This window comes from Hoylesella timonensis 4401737 = DSM 22865 = JCM 15640, from assembly GCF_000455445.1.
Lineage (GTDB): Bacteria > Bacteroidota > Bacteroidia > Bacteroidales > Bacteroidaceae > Prevotella > Prevotella timonensis.
Genome location: NZ_HG417098.1, coordinates 104,204 through 124,724 on the forward strand (window position 1 = coordinate 104,204; position 20,521 = coordinate 124,724).

Consider the following 20,521-nt stretch of genomic DNA (forward strand, 5'->3'; position numbering starts at 1 on the left):
AAACTCATGGAGATAAGGCGATTAACTCATGGAGATAAGGCGATTAACTCATGGAGATAAGGAGCTTAAGTCAATGAGATAATAAATCCATGCTAAAGAAAGAAGAAAAGAGGAAATATCAAGATAGAAAGTCATTGACATAAAGAGACTTACTCAAACATCTGGGGACACCACCAAATAAATAAAAGAGAAATAGCAAATTAACAAATATTATTCGTAATTTTGCATCACCTTATTATATAGAGAATAAAAACAAATAAATAGATACAATGAATATCAATAAATTTCTAAAATCATTGTTTGGCGACAAATCGAGCCGAGATATGCGACTGATTCAACCTTTGGTGGAAACAGTGAAAAAGGTTTATCCCGACATACAAAAGCTGAGCAATGACGAGCTACGTGCCAAAACCAAAGAGATACAAAAGTATGTACAGGATGCCGCACAAGCGCAAAAGGATAAAATTGCGCAACTGAAAGCCAACATCGAAGAGACACCTATCGATGAGCGTGAACCCATCTTCGAAGAAATAGATAAATTGGAAAAAGAGGCACTCGAAATATACGAAAAGGCACTGAATGATGTCATGCCTACCGCTTTTTCTATTGTAAAAGACACCGCTCGAAGATTTGCAGAAAACGAAGAAGTTGTGGTCACTGCCACCGACTTTGACCGTGAGTTAGCTGCCGACCCTTCTAAGGATTTTGTGACCATTGATGGCGACAAAGCGATTTATCACAATCACTGGACAGCTGGTGGAAATGACTTGAAATGGGAAATGGTACACTACGATGTACAGCTCTTTGGTGGTATTGCCCTTCATCAAGGGAAGATAGCAGAGATGGCTACGGGTGAAGGAAAGACCTTAGTCGCTACCCTACCCGTATTCTTAAACGCTTTGACAGGAAACGGCGTTCACGTAGTAACGGTGAATGACTATCTGGCAAAACGTGACTCGGAGTGGATGGGACCGCTATACGAGTTTAATGGATTGAGCGTAGACTGCATTGATAAGCATCGCCCGAACTCACCAGAGCGTAGGAAAGCATACATGGCAGACATCACATTTGGTACCAATAACGAATTTGGTTTTGACTATTTGCGTGATAACATGGCGATTTCTCCAGCCGACTTGGTACAGCGTGCCCATAACTATGCCATTGTGGATGAGGTAGACTCGGTATTGATAGACGATGCACGTACTCCTTTGATTATTAGTGGACCTATCCCAAAAGGCGATGACCAGATGTTTGAAGAATATCAACCACTGGTAGAACGACTGGTTGATGTGCAGCGAAAACTTGCTACTCAGTTCTTAGCTGAAGCCAAACAACTCATTACAGAGGGACAAGCAAACAAAGATCAGAAGAAGACAGAAGAGGGCTTCCTTGCTCTGTACCGGTCTTATAAATCTCTCCCAAAGAACAAACCGCTCATTAAATATCTTTCGGAAGAAGGTATCAAGGCAGGAATGCTCAAAACAGAAGAGTACTACATGCAGAACAACAACCGTGAGATGCCAAAGGCAGTAGAGCCACTCTTCTTCGTTGTTGACGAGAAACTGAACAGCTGTGACTTGACAGATAAGGGTACAGAATGGCTCTCTAAACAGGTGAATGACAATCAACTATTTGTACTGCCAGACATCACGGCTCAACTTTCGGCATTAGAGAACGAAACAAATCTTTCTGATCAGGAGCGCATTGATAAGAAAGATGAACTGTTGACCCACTATGGTGTGCAAAGTGAACGTGTTCATACCTTGCAGCAGTTGCTGAAGGCATATACCATGTTCAACAAAGACGATGAATACGTTGTAATGGATGGCGAAGTAAAAATCGTTGACGAACAGACAGGACGTATCATGGAAGGCCGCCGTTGGAGCGATGGATTGCATCAAGCAGTTGAGGCAAAGGAACATGTAAAAGTGGAAGCTGCCACACAAACCTTTGCAACCATTACGCTGCAAAACTACTTCCGCATGTACCATAAGTTGGCAGGTATGACAGGTACTGCTTCTACGGAGGCAGGAGAATTTTGGGATATCTACAAATTGGATGTGGTAGAGATACCGACCAACCGTCCTATCCAGCGCAATGATATGGACGACCGTGTGTACAAAACCGCTCGTGAGAAATATGCTGCCGTCATTGACGAAATAGAACAGATGCGAAATAGTGGACGCCCTTGCTTGGTAGGTACCACCTCTGTAGAGATTTCGGAGCTGCTCAGCAAGATGCTCAACATGCGAAAGATTCCTCACAACGTGCTGAATGCGAAACTACATCAAAAAGAAGCGGACATTGTAGCACAGGCTGGTCAGTCCATCAACGGCTTAGGGGCTGTAACAATTGCTACCAACATGGCAGGTCGTGGTACAGACATCAAGCTCTCTCCTGAAGTAAAAGAAGCAGGAGGACTTGCGATTATTGGTACAGAGCGACACGAGAGTCGGCGTGTAGACCGTCAGTTGCGCGGTCGTGCAGGACGTCAAGGTGACCCTGGTAGTTCAGTATTCTATGTGAGCCTGGAAGATAAACTCATGCGTCTGTTTGGGTCAGAGCGTATTTCTTCAGTCATGGACAGACTTGGATTCAAGGAAGGCGAACGCATTGAGAGTCCGATGATTTCCAAGAGTATTGAGCGAGCTCAAAAGAAGGTAGAGGAAAACAACTTCGGTATTCGTAAACATTTGCTCGAATACGATGACGTGATGAACAAACAACGTACAGTCATCTATGAGAAACGTCGCCACGCCTTGATGGGAGAACGTATCGGAATGGATATTACCAATATTATTTGGGACCGTTGTCTCAACATTGTTGGCTCGAACGACTATCAAGAAGCCAAGGAATTGTTCTTGAAAGTGTTGGCAATGGAGATTCCCTTTACGGAAGAAGAGTTTACGGCAGGTGATAAAAACGCTTTGGCTGAACGGGCTTTCCAAGATGCCATGGCGGTTTTCAAACGCAAGTCAGACCGCATTCAGGCTGTAGCTTGGCCCGTCATCAAACAAGTGCAAGAAGAACAAGGCGAACGCTTTGAGCGCATTGCAGTGCCACTGACCGATGGCAAGCGAATGTATCAAATCTCCTGCAACTTGAAAGAAGCCTACGACACGGAAGCAAAGGACGTTGTGAAGCAGTTCGAGAAATCGACCTTGTTGCACATTATTGATGAAAACTGGAAAGAGAATCTGCGACAATTAGACGACTTGCGGCACAGTGTGCAAAATGCTTCGTACGAACAAAAAGACCCTCTGCTTATCTTCAAACTGGAGAGTGCGAAACTTTGGGACAGCATGATTGACGAGATGAATAACCAAACAACCAGCATCTTGATGCGTGCACAAATTCCTGAAATGCAACACGAAGAAGTGCAAGAGGCTGCTCCAGAACAAAGGAGTCAACGCTACAACGAGCAGAAAGAAGATCTCACCGATCCAAATCAAGCAGCTGCAGCGAGACAAGACACGAGAGAAGGTGCACAACAAGTGAACCGAACTCCGTATATCAAAGATAAGATGCCAAGACCAAACGACCCATGTCCATGTGGTAGTGGTAAGAAATTCAAAAATTGTCACGGTAGAAACCTCCGTTAGTGACAAGCAGTAGAACGAAGATTGCTGACGATGAACAAGAATAGATAGTTCTTGCCCGTCAGCAATCTTTCTGTATAACGACACGCACTCTACTGTTACGAACCCTCACGTGCAAACATCTACGCATTTCATGACATGATGTCAAACGAAGAAAAATCAACCTTATGAAGATACAACTTACTGATCTTAAAAAGATATTTGGTGAAAAAACAGCTGTCGATATCCCCTCTTTGGAGATAGACAAAGGTGAAGTGATAGGCTTGGTAGGCAACAATGGCGCTGGTAAAACAACTTTGTTCAGACTGTTATTGGATTTACAAAAGGCAGACGAGGGGCAGGTTCTGTTGGGATTTGATGAGAAAGAGACAAAGCAAACAGTCTCTACGAAACCAATAACGTCGGCACAAGATTCAACCAGCTTGACATGGATCGCACCTTCTGAAACAGAAGTATGGAAGGCATTAACGGGTGCTTATATTGATAGTGGATTCTTAATTGACTTTTTAACACCTGAAGAATATTTTGATTTCATCGCTAAAGTAAACCATCTTCCAACAGAGCAATTACAAAGTTTTCTCAACTCAATGGCGCAGCTCATGGATGGTGAAATACTTGGACAAAAGAAATTGATTCGTGATTTCTCTGCTGGAAATCAACAAAAAATAGGGATTATTGCAGCAATGATTGCACATCCCCAACTACTTATCTTGGATGAACCTTTCAATTTCCTTGACCCATCCAGTCAAAACCTGCTCAAGAAAATCATTTTAGATTACCACAAGCAGACAAATGCCACAATTTTGGTGAGCAGTCATAACCTACAACATACCATAGAGATATCAACAAGAGTCATCTTGCTTGAGAAAGGAAAGATTATCAAAGACTTGCCCAACGAAAATCAGAAAGCAGAAGCAGACTTAGAAGCTTATTTCAATAGAGAAATGAGCAACGAATAGGCTTGAAAAAGCATATTCAATAGATTTTGGATTGACGGTAACTCTTAGATAAATAAACCAAGAATCCAATACCACAGCCTATCAGCAGATAGATAGCCAAGACCTGTATGGCTGTGAGATGAATGTTTTCAACACTGGCACCAGTCCACGATGCGATGGCAGAGAGTTGTTGGTTGAGACACTGTGCTGTCCATGCCATGACCTTGGCAACAATATTTTGTGCCGATGTCCAAAAGGACAACATGAACACCAAGCAGGCTGTATATAAAATAAAAGTGGTGAGAGGAACGGCTATCAAATTGGTGAATAGGAAATAACAAGAAAAACGTCCGAAATAATAAGCCACCAACGGTGCTGTACCTATTTGCGCTGCAACAGAAACTGTCATCATTCCCCATAACAATCGGATAAAGGAAGAGCTTTGAAGCCAATGCAAGGGTAGCAAATGATAAATGGGATGGTATAAAATTAAAATAGCTAACACAGCCATAAACGACAATTGAAAACTGACGTCCCACAACAACATGGGCTGAATCATCAACATCACTATGGCTGCAAAAGATAGCGCATTCAATGACATACGGTGACGGTTCAGCAAAGATACTAATGAATAAAGCGTCAACATAAGTCCAGACCGTAGAAGACTTGAAGACATACCTGTTAAGAAGATGTAAGCCCAAATCGTGAGAATGACGATAACAACGTTCAGAAGGTGACGCCTCCCAAAGACAACACTTAATAACCCGAACAGAATACTAAGGTGCAAACCCGAAAGTGCCAACAAGTGAGATGTACCCGTTATGGAGTAAAGTTCCTTGGTAGACTTGGACAAGGAGGACTTATCTCCTAAGGTCATAGCAGCAATGACAGCATAGTCTTGGTCGTGAAGACCTTGCCGTTCAAGAATTTGCAACAAACGAGAACGTACTTGTTGAGCAAACAAACGTAGACGCTCTACACGCGGCAAGTCATGAAAGTCAACAGCACAAGTTTGCCAATTGGTGAAATAAATAAAGGCTTGGGCTTGATATCCATGCAGAAACATCCATTGTGAATAATCAAAATGTGATTCAGATTTTAGATTTTCAAAACGATGAAACACAGCACGAAATACAATACCACTCCCAATACCAAGTTGCTGATAATGCCGTTGAAGCGTATCTTTGAGAATAGAGGCTTTCACTTTCTTTCCTGACAACAAGCCTTTCGTTAGCAACACATCACATTGTACCACCTTTCCTTTAGATATCAACGGACTCATAATGACTCCTTGAGCAACCTGCTCACCAGTGGGAAGAGATGAATCCGACCGACAATCCTGAAGTGTATAAAGAGACATTCCCCAGAAAATAAATGCCCCAAAGATACACGCTCCTTGCCAACGGGCATGACTTCTGCATAGCAAGGCAACTAATAACGCAACTATCGTTATCCCTAACCAAAGCCACCATAGAGCAAAAGTTCCAAAGTTAAAGGCATGGGCAATCACCAAACCGATGATGAAAGCCAATACTATTTTTAATAAGGGATGCAACTGAAGCCAATCAGCACTTTTCATTCATAATCATCAATGACGTTATTCGTAAACTGCATCATAGGCAGTGCCACCTTAAATAATTTAGCCATAGGAAGAAGCCAATCGTTCCCATCAAAGAAGTCATCATCTACCCGGTGCCAACAAGCATAATCTTTCATACGAAGGTATTCTATAAATTCGTAATCAGAGGGGAAACCTTTGGGACAAGTCTTTAAGCATGAGATTCCAAAACCTTTCTGAGACGCCTGTCCATCGTTCCAAACACCTTCGTTGGCATAGCCGAAATAATTAACAAACTTTCCATTCTCAACGCATTCACGCCAAGTGTCGATATGACCCATGATTTCATTTCGGCAAGAAGTCAATATAGGAGTTGGCAACCAATAAGCGCCAGCAGACAACAAGCAATGCCCTGGCTGTAGATGAATGTAATAACCAGCATGCAAGGACTTTCTGCCCTTTGCACTGATATAAGCACCAAAATGTCGTTTGTAGGGTGATTTGTCGGGCGAAAAACGAGTGTCACGATTAAACCGGAAACAAGCATCCTTTGCTGTGACATGCGCCACCGTAGGGTCAAACTCTGCAATAGTAGCAATCGCCTCAGTCACTCCTTCCTCAAATTGTTGACGACACAACAAGTACTCTTTCTTGTGGGTTTGAAACCAATCTCGGTTGTTATTGGCAGCAATTTCCTCCAAATAGTGTAAAATTCTTTTAATATCCATGGGTTATCCTAATTTAGAAAAATTCATGCGTTTGGGACAAATAGCCTCAAACGGGCACTTCTCGCACTTAGGTCGCAAACTTTGGCAAATATAGCGTCCATGAAGAAGAAGCCAATGATGTGCACTTGACACATCCGCCTCTGGGATATATTTCATCAATTCCAACTCAACTTTTAAGGGAGTGTTAGATTTTTGAGAAACCAATCCTAATCGATGACTCACTCGATACACATGAGTATCCACCGCTATTTTAGCCTTTCCATACCAAACGGCTTGAACCACGTTGGCTGTTTTGCGTCCTACGCCGGGCAACTTCACCAAATCTGTCGTATTATCTGGCACTTCTCCATCAAAATCTCGCACCAACATTTGAGCCATCTCCACCAGATGTTTAGATTTCGAGTTTGGATAACTCACGCTACGCACATACGTGAAAATGTCTTCGGGTGTGGCTTGTGCCATTGAAAGAGCATCTGGATAACGTGCAAACAACGCAGGCGTTACCTGATTGATGCGCTTATCAGTACATTGAGCACTTAACAAGGTGGCCACCAATAGTTGAAATGCAGAACCGAACTCTAATTCTGTGGTGACCTCTGGCGATATTTCCTTGAAATAATCGAGGATGTATTTGTATCTTTCTTTTCGTGTCATCACACAAATTTAATAAATGATTTTGACATTAGCAAAGAATCTGAACGGTTTTAAGGCTGGTTCTATAAATTACCACCGCACATAGTCATCAAATGTTTATGAAATACGTTTTGTTATCTTTTGGCTTCTTTTTTGGTTCAAAATGTAAGTTCGTTCAGTCGTGTAGCTCGCTACACTCCTTCACTCTCTTGCATTTTGACCTCAAAAATAAGCTCAAAATCTAACAAAGCTAATTTATAGAACCAGCCTTAAGTATTGATCAAATAGGAGTAGGAAAAAGGGAGCTATCCAAAAAGAATGTGACTAAATTCTCGTAGATGATGAATTTAGTCACATTCAGTTTTGAAATTAGTCAACAGATTTAATAAACATCTCCTTGCTTCACTTCTTCTTTCGTAATTTTGTCTTTATCCATGGCATACCATACATAAACGATGTAAGCCAAGACAAATGGAATGAAGAGCGAAACAATCGACATCGTTGTAAGCGTAAATTCACTACTACTACTGTTGACAATGGTCAGAGAACTCTGTAAATCAACATTAGAAGGATAGTAGGCTGTGTTGTTCCATCCTGCGATGAGCAACAAAACGAGTACCACTAACACAACGCCAATACCTGCTGGCCAAATTCCCTTGATGTAGTTATTGCACAAAACGGTTCTGACGATACCAAAAAGTAACAACACAACACCCACCAATAGCACAACTGCCAGATACCACATCTCCAACAAGTTATACAGATACTTCATTGATTCCATAGAAATCACTCCTGTGGCAGGATCGTAAGCGAAGCCATCTTTCAACAAAGTTCTAATCAAGAACGGAAGGAACAAAAGTAAGAAAGCAGCGGTATTGTAAATCAGTTGTTTGCGACTACGTCCACGTAAAGTTTCATCTGCCACATTATTTATAATATAGAGGGTACCCAAAATACGTGCTAAGAAGAAAACTGCCAAACCTAATACGACATTCCAAATATCCAACAATGCATCCAAACCATGACTATAATTTGCCCAATGGCTAATCACAGGAGCTACACTATTGGTAATATTCATTTTGTCGACAACGAAATTAGACCCATTGAAGAAGGTAGCCACAGCGCCTCCTAACAATACAGGACCTAAAATACCATTGATTACTAAACACCATTGGAAAGTCTTTACGCCTAAGAAATTACCCAACTTGTTTTGAAATTCATAGCTGATTGCCTGAACAACAAAAGAAAAGAGGATAATCATCCACAACCAATAAGCACCTCCGAAACTGGTACTATAGAACAAAGGAAATGAGGCGAAGAAAGCGCCACCAAACGTTACCAAGGTAGTAAAGGTAATTTCCCATTTGCGTCCAGTACTATTTATCACCATTCTACGCTCGTGTTCAGTCTTTCCAAGGTTGAAAACCAAAGAGTTAGCACCTTGAACAAACATCAAGAAAACCAGTAAGGCTCCTAACAAAGAAACAAGAAACCACCAGTAATGCTGTAAAAAACTATATGTAATCATTGTTATACCTTTCTAATTATAATTCAACATGGTTTGAAATCTCACTATTCTCTGGCCCTTTTTTAATAGCCTTGCAAAGAATATTTATCTCGACTGCTAACATCGATGTAAACAGTACCAAGAAAATAAAGAATGTGACAATAACAGAACTTGGTTTAATGTCAGAAATAGCTACCCATGTTGGAAGCATATCTTGAATAGTCCAAGGTTGACGTCCAAACTCTGCAACAAGCCAACCCGACTCTGATGCGATGTAAGAACAAGGCAATAAAACGATGCCCGAAATCAACAACCAACGGTGTTTGACAATGTCTTTCTTGTATACAATGAACAAAGAACAAATAAAGAAGAGAATGAGCAACATTCCTATGCCCACCATTAAGCGGAAAGCCCAGAAGTTAACGGGAATGCAAGGTACCACCTGATGCGGTGACTTTACATATCCATAACCGAAGTAAGGCATGTTGTCTTTCAGAGCCTGCTTTGTGGCTTCATCTTTTTTACCATTGCGGTAATCCTGTAAAGCTGCGATAGCCATACGACCACGCTGCATCTTCTCCTCAACAGAGATTACTTGCGTGCCATCAGGTTTGGTATATCCGTTCAAAATATCGTTGATACCTGGAACATAACCATCAAAATCTAAAGTTGCTAAGAATGACAAACCTTTAGGAAGCTCCAGCTTCATAGGTGGTTGTTGTTGGTTGGTATAATCAGGTTGCTTAAAAGGATTCACAGCAGCAAAAACAGTTAAGCCTTGACTCGTTCCTCCATTATAAAGCGCTTCCATGGCTGCCAACTTCATTGGTTGAACCTTACCTACCTGAATAGCTGAACTGTGTCCAGTAATCAACGCTAACAATGTTGCCACTAAACCAACAATGCTACCAATCTTCATACTTGCTATCGCCAATTTGTGGTCTCTCTTCTTGAGCAAATACCAACTACTAACAGCTACAGTGAATACTCCACCAATAATCCAAGATGAAGTAACTGTATGACAGAACTTATCGACAGCGAACGGAGATAGAGCAACTTCCATGAAAGAATTCATCTCGAAACGCATTGTGTCTGGATTGAACTCCTGTCCTACTGGTAATTGCATCCATGCATTGGCTACCAAAATCCACCAAGCTGATATCGTTGCTCCCAGACCTGTTAACCAAGTAGATGCCAAGTGGAAGCCAGGTGAAACTTTCTTCCAACCAAAGAACATCACAGCAACGAAGGTAGCCTCCATGAAAAAGGCAATGATACCCTCAACAGCCAATGGCGCACCGAAGATATCGCCTACAAACCAAGAGTAATTACTCCAATTGGTACCAAACTCAAACTCCAAGATAAGTCCAGTAGCCACGCCCATAGCGAAGTTGATACCAAACAGTTTCTGCCAAAAACGTGCGGCATCCTTCCAGAAAGGATCACGTGTACGGTAATAACAAGTCTCCATAATGCCCATGACAACGGCAAGACCTAATGTCAGTGGAACAAAAAGCCAATGATAAATGGCTGTTAAAGCAAATTGGGCACGTGACCAATCAATCGTCTGTGCCGAAATCTCTAATAACAGATTGTGCATAATGTTAAATATTTAATGAATTGTTCGTTTTATCATCTCGCTCGAAACAAAATCTGCCTCTCCTCCATCTTTGGCATTTTGATGAATGAAGTTTGGGAAGAAAAAGAATTTTAATACCGCAAACATAATGAAGAGTTTGATAATAATGACAGCCCACAGGGTTTTACCCAGTGTCATGTTTTTGAAACCATCATAGTATAAATCAAAAGCTCTGTAGAGGAAGCTCTTTTTATTCATAGTAAGTTGTTTATGCGGTGTAAAGTTAGCAAAATTAATTTAATGTTGTACTTTTTCCGAAAAAAAAATTAAAAATCTTGCTTTTTTTACATGTATTCACCCAAGCTCCCTTATATATATAAGGTGGTAGATGGTGAAAAACTGTTTTTTCTTTTGATTCAACAACACCTCTCATGAAGGAAACTACTTGCACTGTTTGCGTTCATTGTCGACCTCTTTTTCTATTTTATTTGTCCTAAAAAATGACAATAAAATGGGCGTTGAAAAATGATGAAATAGAAAAAAACGATAGGCAAAGCCAATGCTATGATGGCAAAATAGAACCGTGAAAAAGCCTCGTTTGTGCTAAAGCATGGAGATAAGGCGGTTGTTCACATGGGTTAAGCATGCTGTTCACATGAGTTAATGCGGTTATTGCATGTTGATAACAGCGAAAAAAGCCGTTATGTCATGCAAAAATGCAGGTAAAAAGGTCGAATATAGGTGACTATTATTTGTATCATCTTGATAATCAACAAAATTCGAAACTTCGCCAAAACTTCGATATTTGCAAGCAAAGAGCAGGTTGCTTCAAAATATGGCAGCTATGAAGGGGTACTTGTAATTTTTTTTCTTATTTATTTGAGTCTTTTTATTGTTCACAAAACGCCTTTTCGCAGCATGGATTCAGCAACCTAACACATTGAGATAGTCGGGGTACGCATCCCTCCTACTTTGGATGTTTTCATGTCCACATAAACACACTCCACCCAGTGCAGCATCATTGCGCATTCGCTTTCATCGTCTATCCTACAAGAAGAAAATAAAAAATGACTTCTTCCTGAAAAATCTATCGTTAACGTTTGGAGTGTTACGTTGTTTGTGTATCTTTGCATAAGTTTAATTTATTTATAATAATTATCTTATATGAAAAAAGTTATTTTAAGTGCATGCGTTATGTTGATAACAATTGCAGCGTACGGACAGCGTGACAAAGGTACGGTTACCTTACAACCTAAAGTTGGTTTGAACATAGCTTCGCTTACAAATGATGGTGATGCCGACTCAAGATTTGCGCCAGTTGTTGGTGCCGAAGTAGAAGTGCAGGCTACGGACATGGTTAGTTTCTCGGGTGGATTACTTTACTCTATGCAGGGAGCTAAGGGAAAAATAGGCGATGTAGATGGAACAGTAAAGTTAGATTATATTAATGTTCCCATTCTTGCTAACGTCTATGTGGCTAATGGATTTGCTGTGAAGTTAGGTATTCAACCAGGCTTTTTAATCAACAATAAAGTCAAAGTTTCACAGAATGGTGTCAACGCAGAGGTTGATTTAGAGAAATCTCTTAAAGCTGCGGGAATTGATGCCAAAGTGAATAAGGTTGATGTCTCTATTCCCGTGGGTGTTTCCTATGAGTTCAGCAATATAAATATTGATGCACGATACAATTGGGGAGTAACCAAGATTATTGACGAAGACAGCAGTAAGAATAGCGTTTTCCAGATTACAGTTGGTTACAAATTTGCACTGTAATGCGATATGAGCATGTCAAAATATGCTCCTATAATTCCGTATCTAACTATTAAGTTAGGATAAAAATGTACCTCCTTATTATATGGAGGTGCATTTTTTATGCTATTATCGTCTGCCCGTGGCTCAGGTAGGATAAGAGTTCAGTACATTGACAATCGTATTCACTTCTACATCGGTGAGTGTTTGGTTGAGTGGAATGCTCAATTCTTGTTCGTGAATGCGTTCGGTAATCGGGTATGTACGGTGGTTCCACTCCTTGTAAGCACCTTGCTGATGAGGCGGAATAGGGTAATGAATAACGGTCTGGATGCCCTGCTGCAACAAAAATTGCTGTAACTTGTCTCTTTGTGGAGTTAGGATGGGGAAAATGTGCCACACGTTATCCTCGCCACATCCCTGTGGGAGCGTGATCAAAGGATGGTGTATGTTGGACAAATAGTGCTGTGCAATGGCGCTACGACGTGCATTATCCGCATCAAGATATTTTAGTTTCACGCTCAGCACAGCTGCCTGTATTTCGTCCATCCTACTATTCTGTCCTTTGTAGGGAAACACATATTTCTGCGACGAACCATAATTAGCCAAAGTTCTTATCGTGTTTGCCAGTTCGCTATCATTGGTTGTTACGGCACCTGCATCACCCAAAGCTCCCAAGTTCTTGCCAGGATAAAAACTGTGTGCAGCCGCATTGCCTAAAGAGCCAGTGCGCTGATTGCCATTGTAGCGGCATCCGTGTGCCTGCGCATTGTCTTCTATGAGTTGGAGATGATATTTTTGGCAAAGCTCGCCGATAAGATTGGTGTATGCACAACGTCCATAGAGGTGCACCAGCATGATGCCACTTGTGCGCTCGGTAATGGCTTCTTCTATCTTGGTGTCGTCGATCTGAAACGTATCCATGCGTGGTTCTATCAGCACTGGCACCAACTGGTTGGCTGTTATGGCGAGGATAGTAGCAATATAAGTATTGGCAGGCACGATAATTTCATCGCCCGCCTGCATCATTCCCAGTTCGATATAGACTTTGAGAATAAGGGTGAGCGCATCCAGTCCGTTGGCACAACTCACGCAATGTTGCGTGCCAATGTAGTCGGCATATTGTTTTTCAAACGTTTGTACCGCTTGCCCTTGCAGATACCAACCACTCTCAACTACCTTATTGACAGCTTGTTGTATCTCTGTCAAGTGTTCATTGGTTACTCGTTGTAAAGATAAATAGGGTATCATACCTCCCACTGATAAGTGTCATAACATATAGCACGACCGCCAAACCCCTCTTTTTGATGAATGAGTGAGGCGTTGAGCAGGTGCCCATCTTGCAGAGTAGACGTGCCAAAATCAAAATATTGTTGTTCGTCCCACGATTGATGAAGTAAGAAATGGAACAAACCATCGATGACACGCAGTTGCTTTCCTTCGGGCGATGCCGAGATGTATTGCGTATGCACCACGTTGGGCGTGAGATAAAGAACGGTTCCTCCTAACACCATATTATCTTTGCAAGCCACATACAACTGGATGTGATGAGGGAAACGTTGGTGCAACAGTTCTATTTCCTGCAAGCTATGAACGGGTTTCGCACCGTATTTATTCATTAAATTGTCATCCAATACTTGCCAAAAGACGGCAAAGTCTGTACTCTGTTTTATCTCTATGCCATTTCTTGCACATCGGTTAATGCCGTATTTTCGGTCTCTACTCCACTTCAAGGGATGTGACAAATGGATGGCGGAAGAAATGTTGCGTGCCACTAATTGGGCGTTGCAGACTTTGAAGAGTGCATACAAATCCTCTTCGGCAGGTATTAGGTGATAGATAGAAGGCGTGGGACGGTACACCACTCGCTTGATATGCTGTGTGCGAAGATATGTGTTAAGTTCCTCAAAAAGGCATAACGTGTCGGAAGCGGTAACCCGATCGTCCATGATAAGACCACCGTATGTCAATCCTAAGTGTGTATATAAGGTGTCGTTTGCAATGTGGGCAGGCAACAGCGCATACAGCCTACCCTCCTTGTAAAAGAGCAGTGAAGCGTCCGCAAACCTGTCTTGATGATAGTCCATATAGGCTCTGTCAAGCAGAAAGGTAGCATTTTTTGCCTCCCTCACATAGCTGTTCCAACGCTCCTTGTCTGTTGGTGCATATCGTTTTATCTCAAACATCAGGTTTGTTCTTGATATATTCCATGAACGAGTGATAATCGCGAATGTAATCTTCTTCGTCGAAAGGTTCAGATGCCAATACCAAGCATACTGCTCCCGACGAGAAGTCATCTAACGTCCGCCATGTATCAGTATCGACAAACAGCCCTTGATAAGGGTGGTTCAACAGTATAGAAGTCTTTTCCTTGCCGTTGTCGAGCGTTACGTGGAAGCTGCCACTCAATGCAATTAAAAACTCTTTGCACCGTTTATGAGCATGTCCGCCACGACTTTCGCCTGCTGGCACGTCGTACACCCAGTACACCCGCTTTACATCAAAGGGCACATCTTTGCAACCTTCGGCAACGGTTAGGTTTCCTCTGGGGTCAACGATCTTATCTAAGTCAATGATTTTCGCTTCCAACTGCTCGTGTTTCTTATCGGTTACCGTACATCTGTTCGTAGTATTTTTGGTAGTCTCCAGAGGTTACCTCGTTGATCCAATCCTGATGTTGTAGGTTCCATTTGATGGTTTTCACGATTCCATCGGCAAACATGGTTTCAGGATACCACCCCAAATCGTTCTTTATCTTTGTAGGATCAATAGCATAACGCTGGTCGTGTCCCAATCTGTCAGCAACGAAAGTAATCAAGCTGTCGTTAATCCAATCAATCTTAATGTTGCCTTGTTCATCCACCTCTTGCTTCTTCAGCACCTTTCGCAGGTCTTTATCCTGCTGCATCATGTCGTGAATGGTCTTGATAGTGAGCTTCACAATGTCGATGTTTTTCATCTCGTTATGTCCACCTACATTGTACACCTCGCCTTCTTTACCCTCTCGCACCACCATGTCAATGGCTTTGCAGTGGTCTTCTACATAGAGCCAGTCGCGCACATTGTCGCCTTTGCCGTATACAGGAAGTTGCTTACCCTCAAGGATATTTTTGATAATGAGCGGTATCAACTTCTCTGGAAAGTGATAAGGACCGTAGTTGTTAGAGCAACGTGTGATGCTCACGGGCATGCGATAGGTGTCGCGATAAGCCATGACAATCATGTCGGCACTGGTCTTTGACGCGCTATAAGGGCTGTGCGGACACAGCGGGGTTTGTTCTGTAAAGTATCCTTCTGCGCCCAATGAGCCATATACCTCGTCGGTAGAAACCTGATGATAGCGTTTGCCGGCTTTCCAAGTGGGATAACCTTGTTCGTCTTTGCCCGTGACCCAAGCCCTTCGGGCAGCGTCCATGAGGTTTTGAGTACCAAGTATATTCACCGAAAGAAACAATTGTGGGTCCTCGATACTGCGGTCCACATGACTCTCAGCGGCAAAGTTTACGACAAAGTCTATATCGTGTTCAGCAAACAACTTGTCTGCCAAATCCTTGTCTCTGATGTCGCCTTTCACGAAGAAACAACGTTTGTTGTCAATGTCATTCTTGATAGTACCGAGATTGCCTGCGTAGGTCAGCGCATCCAGTATAATCACCTTGATGTCTTCGTTCTTGTACTTTTTGTCAAGCAAATACTTGATGAAGTTGGCTCCGATGAAGCCTGCGGCTCCTGTAACTAAGTATGTTTTCATATTTCTTGTTGTTTTTTATGATCTTTGTCTTTAATCACTTTATCGTAAGTTTCCAAATATTCCTGATTCTTTTCCTTTCGTTTTTTCTCTTCTCTGTAGTCGGAATAGATATTGAGCAACATCATGGTCATTCCAAACAAGGCACTCCCAATCATCAAATTTTGCCAATGATATTCACTACCCCAATCGAACAGGAGTCGTATTCCATAATACACGCCAGTCAGTACGATAAATTGGAATAAATAGGTATGTGCTTTTTTCATCTGTGTTTTATGGATGATGGTTCTTATCACTTAATGTAATAACTTCACAATCGGTGAATTTATTGCCTTCTATGGTCAATCTTATCAGCGTTCTTTCACGGTGCCAGCCTTGTAAGCCTGCCGCACCGGGATTGATGTGCAGCAAGTTGAGTGTTTTGTCGTATTGGACTTTCAGTATATGCGAGTGTCCACAAACGAACAATTGAGGTGGCGAAGCAAACAGCAAGCTGCGTATTTGTGGGGCGTAATTGCCGGGATAGCCGCCGATGTGGGTCAGCAGTACATCCACATCTTCGCACTTGAAACGCAGTTTGTCACGATACATCCGTCGCAAGTCACCACCGTCACAGTTCCCACAAACAGCCCTTAACGGCTTGATGGCAGCCAATTTTTGTGCCACCTCCAATGAGCCAATGTCGCCAGCATGCCATATCTCGTCACATTCGGCAAAATACTTCTCGTACTTGTCGTCCCAATAGGCGTGCGTGTCACTGATGATACCAATTCTTTTCATTTACGCCTTACCTTTCTTTAGAGTTATATCCAAACCGCACGCGAATATAGTCTCCTATGAATTTTGCTGTTTTCTCCAATCCCATGTAGCTCGAGTTAATGCAGAGGTCGTAGCTACAACTGTGTCCCCACTTCTTTCCAGTGTAGTAATTGTAATAAGAAGCGCGTTCACTTTCTTTGTCGATAATCAACTTCTTTGCATCCTTTTCATCACAGCCTAATCGTTGACAAACTAATTTGATGCGGTCTTTCATGTTGGCAGTGATGAAGATGTTTACCACGTTTGGATAAGTTCGCAGCACATAGTCGGCGGCTCGTCCCACAAAAACACAACTGCCTTCATCGGCAGCCTTAGTAATGGCTTCGCTTTGAAACTGAAACAAGCCATCTTGTGAGAATTTATTGTTGTAAAAATTATTATCACTGATGAGCGGAGCGTGCATGCTGAATAAGGTTTGAATAAATCCTCGTTGCTCATCATTCTGCTCAAAAAACTTCTCACTGAACCCACTTTCTTTGGCAGCTAAATTGAGTATCTCCTTGTCATAAAACTGACATTCAAACTCATCGGCAAGCAGTTTGGCAATAATGCGGCCACCACTGCCCACTTGGCGCCCAATATTAATAATCAGTTTGTCCTTGTTTTCCATTGGTAGATTCTTTATGTTGTATTTTGAATTTCTTCATATAAATCGTCATCATTATCACCGCTACAATCACCGCCACAAGGTCTGATGCAGGTAAAGCGCCCCATACGCCATCTAATCCAAAGATGGGAGGTAGGATAGCCAACAGAGGTAACAGGAAAAGTAACTGTCTGGATAAAGACAGGAAAATGCTAATTTTTACTTTTCCGATACATTGAAAGAAGTTGGTAATCACCATTTGTGCCCCGACAACAGGGAACATCAGCAGGTCAATGCGTGTACCCTTGATAGACATCGCAATGAGTGTCGGGTCGTTTGTAAAGAGACGCACACAATAGTAAGGTATAAACATGGCGATAGCCCAACCAACGGTCATGATAACTGTGGCAGCTATAATGGATAACTCTAAAACCCTCATCACCCGATCGAGCTGCATAGCACCGTAATTGTAGCCAGCAATAGGCTGCATTCCTTGATTGATGCCCATGACGAACATGATGAAAACCACGCCGATACTATTGGCGATGCCATAAGCTCCAACTGCCATGTCACCTCCATAGCGTACAAACTGATTGTTCATGAAGATAACAATGATACAAGCGCAAGCGTTCATCAGGAAAGGAGAGATGCCAATGCCGATGATATTTTTCACCAAATCTGATTTGAGGCGATAGATACCTCTTTTTAGATGTAACAACTCGTTGGGGTTGCTAAACAACTTGAACTGCCAAACCAATGCCATGGCTTGTGAAATAATCGTTGCAAAAGCGGCTCCTCGAATACCCCAGCCCCACCAAAGAATGAAGATTGCGTCCAAAATAGCATTCATGACCACCGTAAACATGGTGGCGTACATAGCTTGATTGGGCTTGCTGGCAGCACGCAGCACGTTGTTCATACCAAAATACATGTGAGATATGATGTTACCTATTAAGATAATTTCCATATAGTCTCGTGCATAAGGCAAGGTATTTTCACTGGCTCCGAAGAATAGGATAATGGGATCTAAAAAGAGTAAGCAGATAATTCCGAAGGCAAGTCCAATAATAATATTTAATGTAACAGAGTTTCCCAATACATTCTCGGCAATATCGTAGTCCTTCTGTCCCAACTTTACAGAAATAGCAGTAGACGATCCCACACCGATAGCAGCACCAAAGGCGGCTGACAAGTTCATGAACGGGAAGGTAATAGCTAATCCTGAAATAGCCATGGGACCTACTACCTGTCCAATAAAGATACGGTCAACCATGTTGTACAATGAGGATGCCGTCATGGCAATCACGGCTGGCATGGCGTATTGCATCAGTAGTGCCCCTACAGGTTTAGTACCTAATTCTAATGTCGCTGATTTATTATCCATGAACATCTCCTTATTATCTTTGCAAAAATACGAAAATATTCTATACTTTAGACATTAATATAAAGATAAAACTAACCACCTGTTGTCCTTTCATTTCAAAGCCGTAGCAGTTAGGGCGATACATATCATGTAAAAGTTGATGTATGTGTATCCGAATAAAGGCTGGTTCTATAAATTACCACCGCACATATTCATCAAATGTTTATGAAATACGTTTTGTTATCTTTTGGCTTCTTTTTGGTTCAAAATGTAAGTTCGTTCAGTCGTGTAGCTCGCTACACTCCTTCACTCTCTTGCATTTTGACCTCAAAAATAAGCTCAAAATCTAACAAAGCTAATTTATAGAACCAGCCTAAAGAGAGTTAGTATAAAAAAATGGAAGTAAGAAACGTTCCGTCAGAAAGTTTCTTACTTCCAAGGTGTCATAAAGAGTTGTTTCATTATTAGTTGAAACAGCTTTTATTATTTGGTTTCTACCAAGATAGGTCTGATACAGTTTCCATTATTAGCATCGCCGCCATTTTGATTAATGTAGAATCCATCGCGGTCGAACGATACTTCAAAAGCATAATTATCTATTTTATTGAACAGTTGGCTTGTCCAATAATAACCGCCATATGCAGCATTTTTTATCTTGTTTTCAAAGCGATACCCTGCTAATGGCAAAAAGAGATTTTTCTCTACTTCATCTTTCGAGAACTCTTTAGCTATGGTATTTGTTTCGCCAAAATCTCCTGCCGCTTCTGTAATCAGACAGCCATAAAGTTGATTGCCGTTATCTAAAGTAATATAACCTAACTGCCAATCGCACCCATCTTTTAAGAAATTCCAGTCGGCTTTAGACGGCATGCGCCATTTACCTTTCGTAGCCCAAAATGCCAAATCACCATATTTTGCTTCGTCGAAGTTCTTGGTCTCATCTTTACAATCAATATCTTTATACATTTTTCCAGAGATGTTGTAGATATCCCAAGCCCCATTACCAAAGGCCTTTACAACGTCAGAACCCTGTGTTATGGCTGCATTACCTAATACTCCCCATCTGAAATGATCTACTTGCGTATCACTGAGGTTACATTTGGTATTTCCTTCGCCAGCTCTTCCATAGACAGCATTGAAGTACTCCCATTGGTTGGCAGCAATTCTCCACTTTCCATTATCATAAACAAGATTCCCCATTGCCCATTTTTTACCGCCCATGGTAATAAAGCGTGGTTCATCTTGTGGCTCTTCCTCCTTGCCTTTTATCTCTTCAAACACGACATCTTTGATTTCGCTTGTTGCAATAGTAAGTACTTCACCGTTTACTTTGTTTACCTTCATGTTGTATTCTTGAGCGTTGATACTTATCGCAATAGCTGATAAAACAAACGAGAGAATGATTTTTCTTTTCATATTTCTTGTGAATGATGGTTTATAATGTTTTCTATAAAAGTTATTTATTGACAATTTTAATTACATTTTTATTTGAATGGAAAATGTAAACGCCATGTGGCATGGTTGAGACATCAATATCCACACAACCTTGCGAATCGGCTTTGTAGTGTGCTACTTCTACTCCGTTGAGGGTGAAAACTCTTACGACAGATGATGATGCAAGCCCTTGATACATCACATGTCCATTGAGAACAATTGGTTTCTGCGCAACAGTTCGTTCTTCTTCAATGTTTGCCGTTATTTTTTGTTTTGAGAA

18 protein-coding genes and 1 pseudogene are annotated in these 20,521 nt (G+C 41.7%); 3 read left to right on the plus strand and 16 right to left on the minus strand.

Annotation, left to right across the window (positions count from 1 at the left end; all coding sequences use genetic code 11):
• Positions 1 to 269 precede the first annotated feature (269 nt).
• Together secA and BN35_RS09560 are read left to right on the plus strand one after the other, a co-directional pair.
• On the plus strand, positions 270 to 3,602 hold the full coding sequence (gene secA / locus BN35_RS09555) for a preprotein translocase subunit SecA (protein ID WP_025073139.1): 3,333 nt from the start codon (positions 270 to 272) through the stop codon (positions 3,600 to 3,602).
• Between the two features lie 164 nt (positions 3,603 to 3,766).
• Positions 3,767 to 4,558 carry an ABC transporter ATP-binding protein gene (locus tag BN35_RS09560; protein ID WP_025073140.1) on the plus strand — a complete coding sequence of 264 codons (792 nt, stop codon included), beginning with the start codon at positions 3,767 to 3,769 and terminating at the stop codon, positions 4,556 to 4,558.
• 16 nt (positions 4,559 to 4,574) lie between these two features.
• Here BN35_RS09560 and BN35_RS09565 read toward each other — a convergent pair whose 3' ends face one another.
• The 6 genes from BN35_RS09565 to BN35_RS09590 all read right to left on the minus strand — a co-directional run bounded on the left by BN35_RS09565 (position 4,575) and on the right by BN35_RS09590 (position 10,800).
• Positions 4,575 to 6,116 carry a ComEC/Rec2 family competence protein gene (locus BN35_RS09565; protein ID WP_028901240.1) on the minus strand — a complete coding sequence of 514 codons (1,542 nt, stop codon included), beginning with the start codon at positions 6,114 to 6,116 and terminating at the stop codon, positions 4,575 to 4,577.
• The gene (locus BN35_RS09570; RefSeq protein WP_028901239.1) at positions 6,113 to 6,823 is read right to left on the minus strand and encodes a DUF2461 domain-containing protein; all 711 of its coding nucleotides are present in this window, start codon (positions 6,821 to 6,823) and stop codon (positions 6,113 to 6,115) included. The genes BN35_RS09565 and BN35_RS09570 overlap by 4 nt, the downstream gene beginning before the upstream one ends.
• A 3-nt stretch (positions 6,824 to 6,826) precedes the next feature.
• A complete protein-coding gene (nth, locus tag BN35_RS09575; protein ID WP_025073141.1) occupies positions 6,827 to 7,477 on the minus strand; it encodes an endonuclease III in 651 nt (216 codons plus the stop codon).
• Between the two features lie 361 nt (positions 7,478 to 7,838).
• On the minus strand, positions 7,839 to 8,981 hold the full coding sequence (locus BN35_RS09580) for a cytochrome d ubiquinol oxidase subunit II (RefSeq protein WP_025073073.1): 1,143 nt from the start codon (positions 8,979 to 8,981) through the stop codon (positions 7,839 to 7,841).
• Between the two features lie 19 nt (positions 8,982 to 9,000).
• Positions 9,001 to 10,563: a cytochrome ubiquinol oxidase subunit I gene (locus tag BN35_RS09585; RefSeq protein WP_025073072.1), complete on the minus strand. Its 1,563-nt coding sequence runs from the start codon at positions 10,561 to 10,563 to the stop codon at positions 9,001 to 9,003.
• A gap of 12 nt (positions 10,564 to 10,575) precedes the next feature.
• Positions 10,576 to 10,800, minus strand: a complete 225-nt coding sequence (locus BN35_RS09590; RefSeq protein WP_008124255.1) for a DUF4492 domain-containing protein — start codon at positions 10,798 to 10,800, stop codon at positions 10,576 to 10,578.
• A 906-nt stretch (positions 10,801 to 11,706) separates the two neighbouring features.
• Between BN35_RS09590 and BN35_RS09595 the strand changes: the two genes are divergently transcribed.
• Complete coding sequence (locus tag BN35_RS09595; protein WP_025073071.1) at positions 11,707 to 12,315, plus strand: porin family protein; 609 nt, start codon at positions 11,707 to 11,709, stop codon at positions 12,313 to 12,315.
• A 123-nt stretch (positions 12,316 to 12,438) separates the two neighbouring features.
• Here BN35_RS09595 and BN35_RS09600 read toward each other — a convergent pair whose 3' ends face one another.
• The 10 genes and pseudogenes from BN35_RS09600 to BN35_RS13950 all read right to left on the minus strand — a co-directional run.
• Positions 12,439 to 13,542 (minus strand): DegT/DnrJ/EryC1/StrS family aminotransferase, encoded by a 1,104-nt coding sequence (locus BN35_RS09600; protein WP_025073070.1) that lies wholly within the window; start codon positions 13,540 to 13,542, stop codon positions 12,439 to 12,441.
• Positions 13,539 to 14,477: a GNAT family N-acetyltransferase gene (locus tag BN35_RS09605; RefSeq protein ID WP_025073069.1), complete on the minus strand. Its 939-nt coding sequence runs from the start codon at positions 14,475 to 14,477 to the stop codon at positions 13,539 to 13,541. The genes BN35_RS09600 and BN35_RS09605 overlap by 4 nt, the downstream gene beginning before the upstream one ends.
• Positions 14,470 to 14,880, minus strand: coding sequence for a sugar 3,4-ketoisomerase (locus BN35_RS09610; protein ID WP_025073068.1), 411 nt, complete (start codon positions 14,878 to 14,880; stop codon positions 14,470 to 14,472). Before BN35_RS09610 ends, BN35_RS09605 begins: the two co-directional genes overlap by 8 nt.
• A gap of 13 nt (positions 14,881 to 14,893) precedes the next feature.
• Positions 14,894 to 16,042: a dTDP-glucose 4,6-dehydratase gene (gene rfbB, locus BN35_RS09615; RefSeq protein WP_028901238.1), complete on the minus strand. Its 1,149-nt coding sequence runs from the start codon at positions 16,040 to 16,042 to the stop codon at positions 14,894 to 14,896.
• Entirely contained in the window at positions 16,039 to 16,305 is a 267-nt protein-coding gene (locus BN35_RS09620) for a hypothetical protein (RefSeq protein ID WP_025073067.1), read from the minus strand. The genes rfbB and BN35_RS09620 overlap by 4 nt, the downstream gene beginning before the upstream one ends.
• 7 nt (positions 16,306 to 16,312) lie before the next feature.
• Positions 16,313 to 16,819: a metallophosphoesterase family protein gene (locus BN35_RS09625; RefSeq protein WP_004349809.1), complete on the minus strand. Its 507-nt coding sequence runs from the start codon at positions 16,817 to 16,819 to the stop codon at positions 16,313 to 16,315.
• Between the two features lie 7 nt (positions 16,820 to 16,826).
• Positions 16,827 to 17,468, minus strand: coding sequence for a cytidylate kinase-like family protein (locus BN35_RS09630; protein WP_025073066.1), 642 nt, complete (start codon positions 17,466 to 17,468; stop codon positions 16,827 to 16,829).
• Entirely contained in the window at positions 17,440 to 18,828 is a 1,389-nt protein-coding gene (locus BN35_RS09635) for an MATE family efflux transporter (RefSeq protein ID WP_025073065.1), read from the minus strand. The genes BN35_RS09630 and BN35_RS09635 overlap by 29 nt, the downstream gene beginning before the upstream one ends.
• Before the next feature lie 462 nt (positions 18,829 to 19,290).
• Positions 19,291 to 20,223 (minus strand): hypothetical protein, encoded by a 933-nt coding sequence (locus BN35_RS09640; protein WP_025073064.1) that lies wholly within the window; start codon positions 20,221 to 20,223, stop codon positions 19,291 to 19,293.
• A 40-nt stretch (positions 20,224 to 20,263) separates the two neighbouring features.
• Positions 20,264 to 20,521, minus strand: a pseudogene (locus tag BN35_RS13950) (hypothetical protein); the annotation flags it as partial.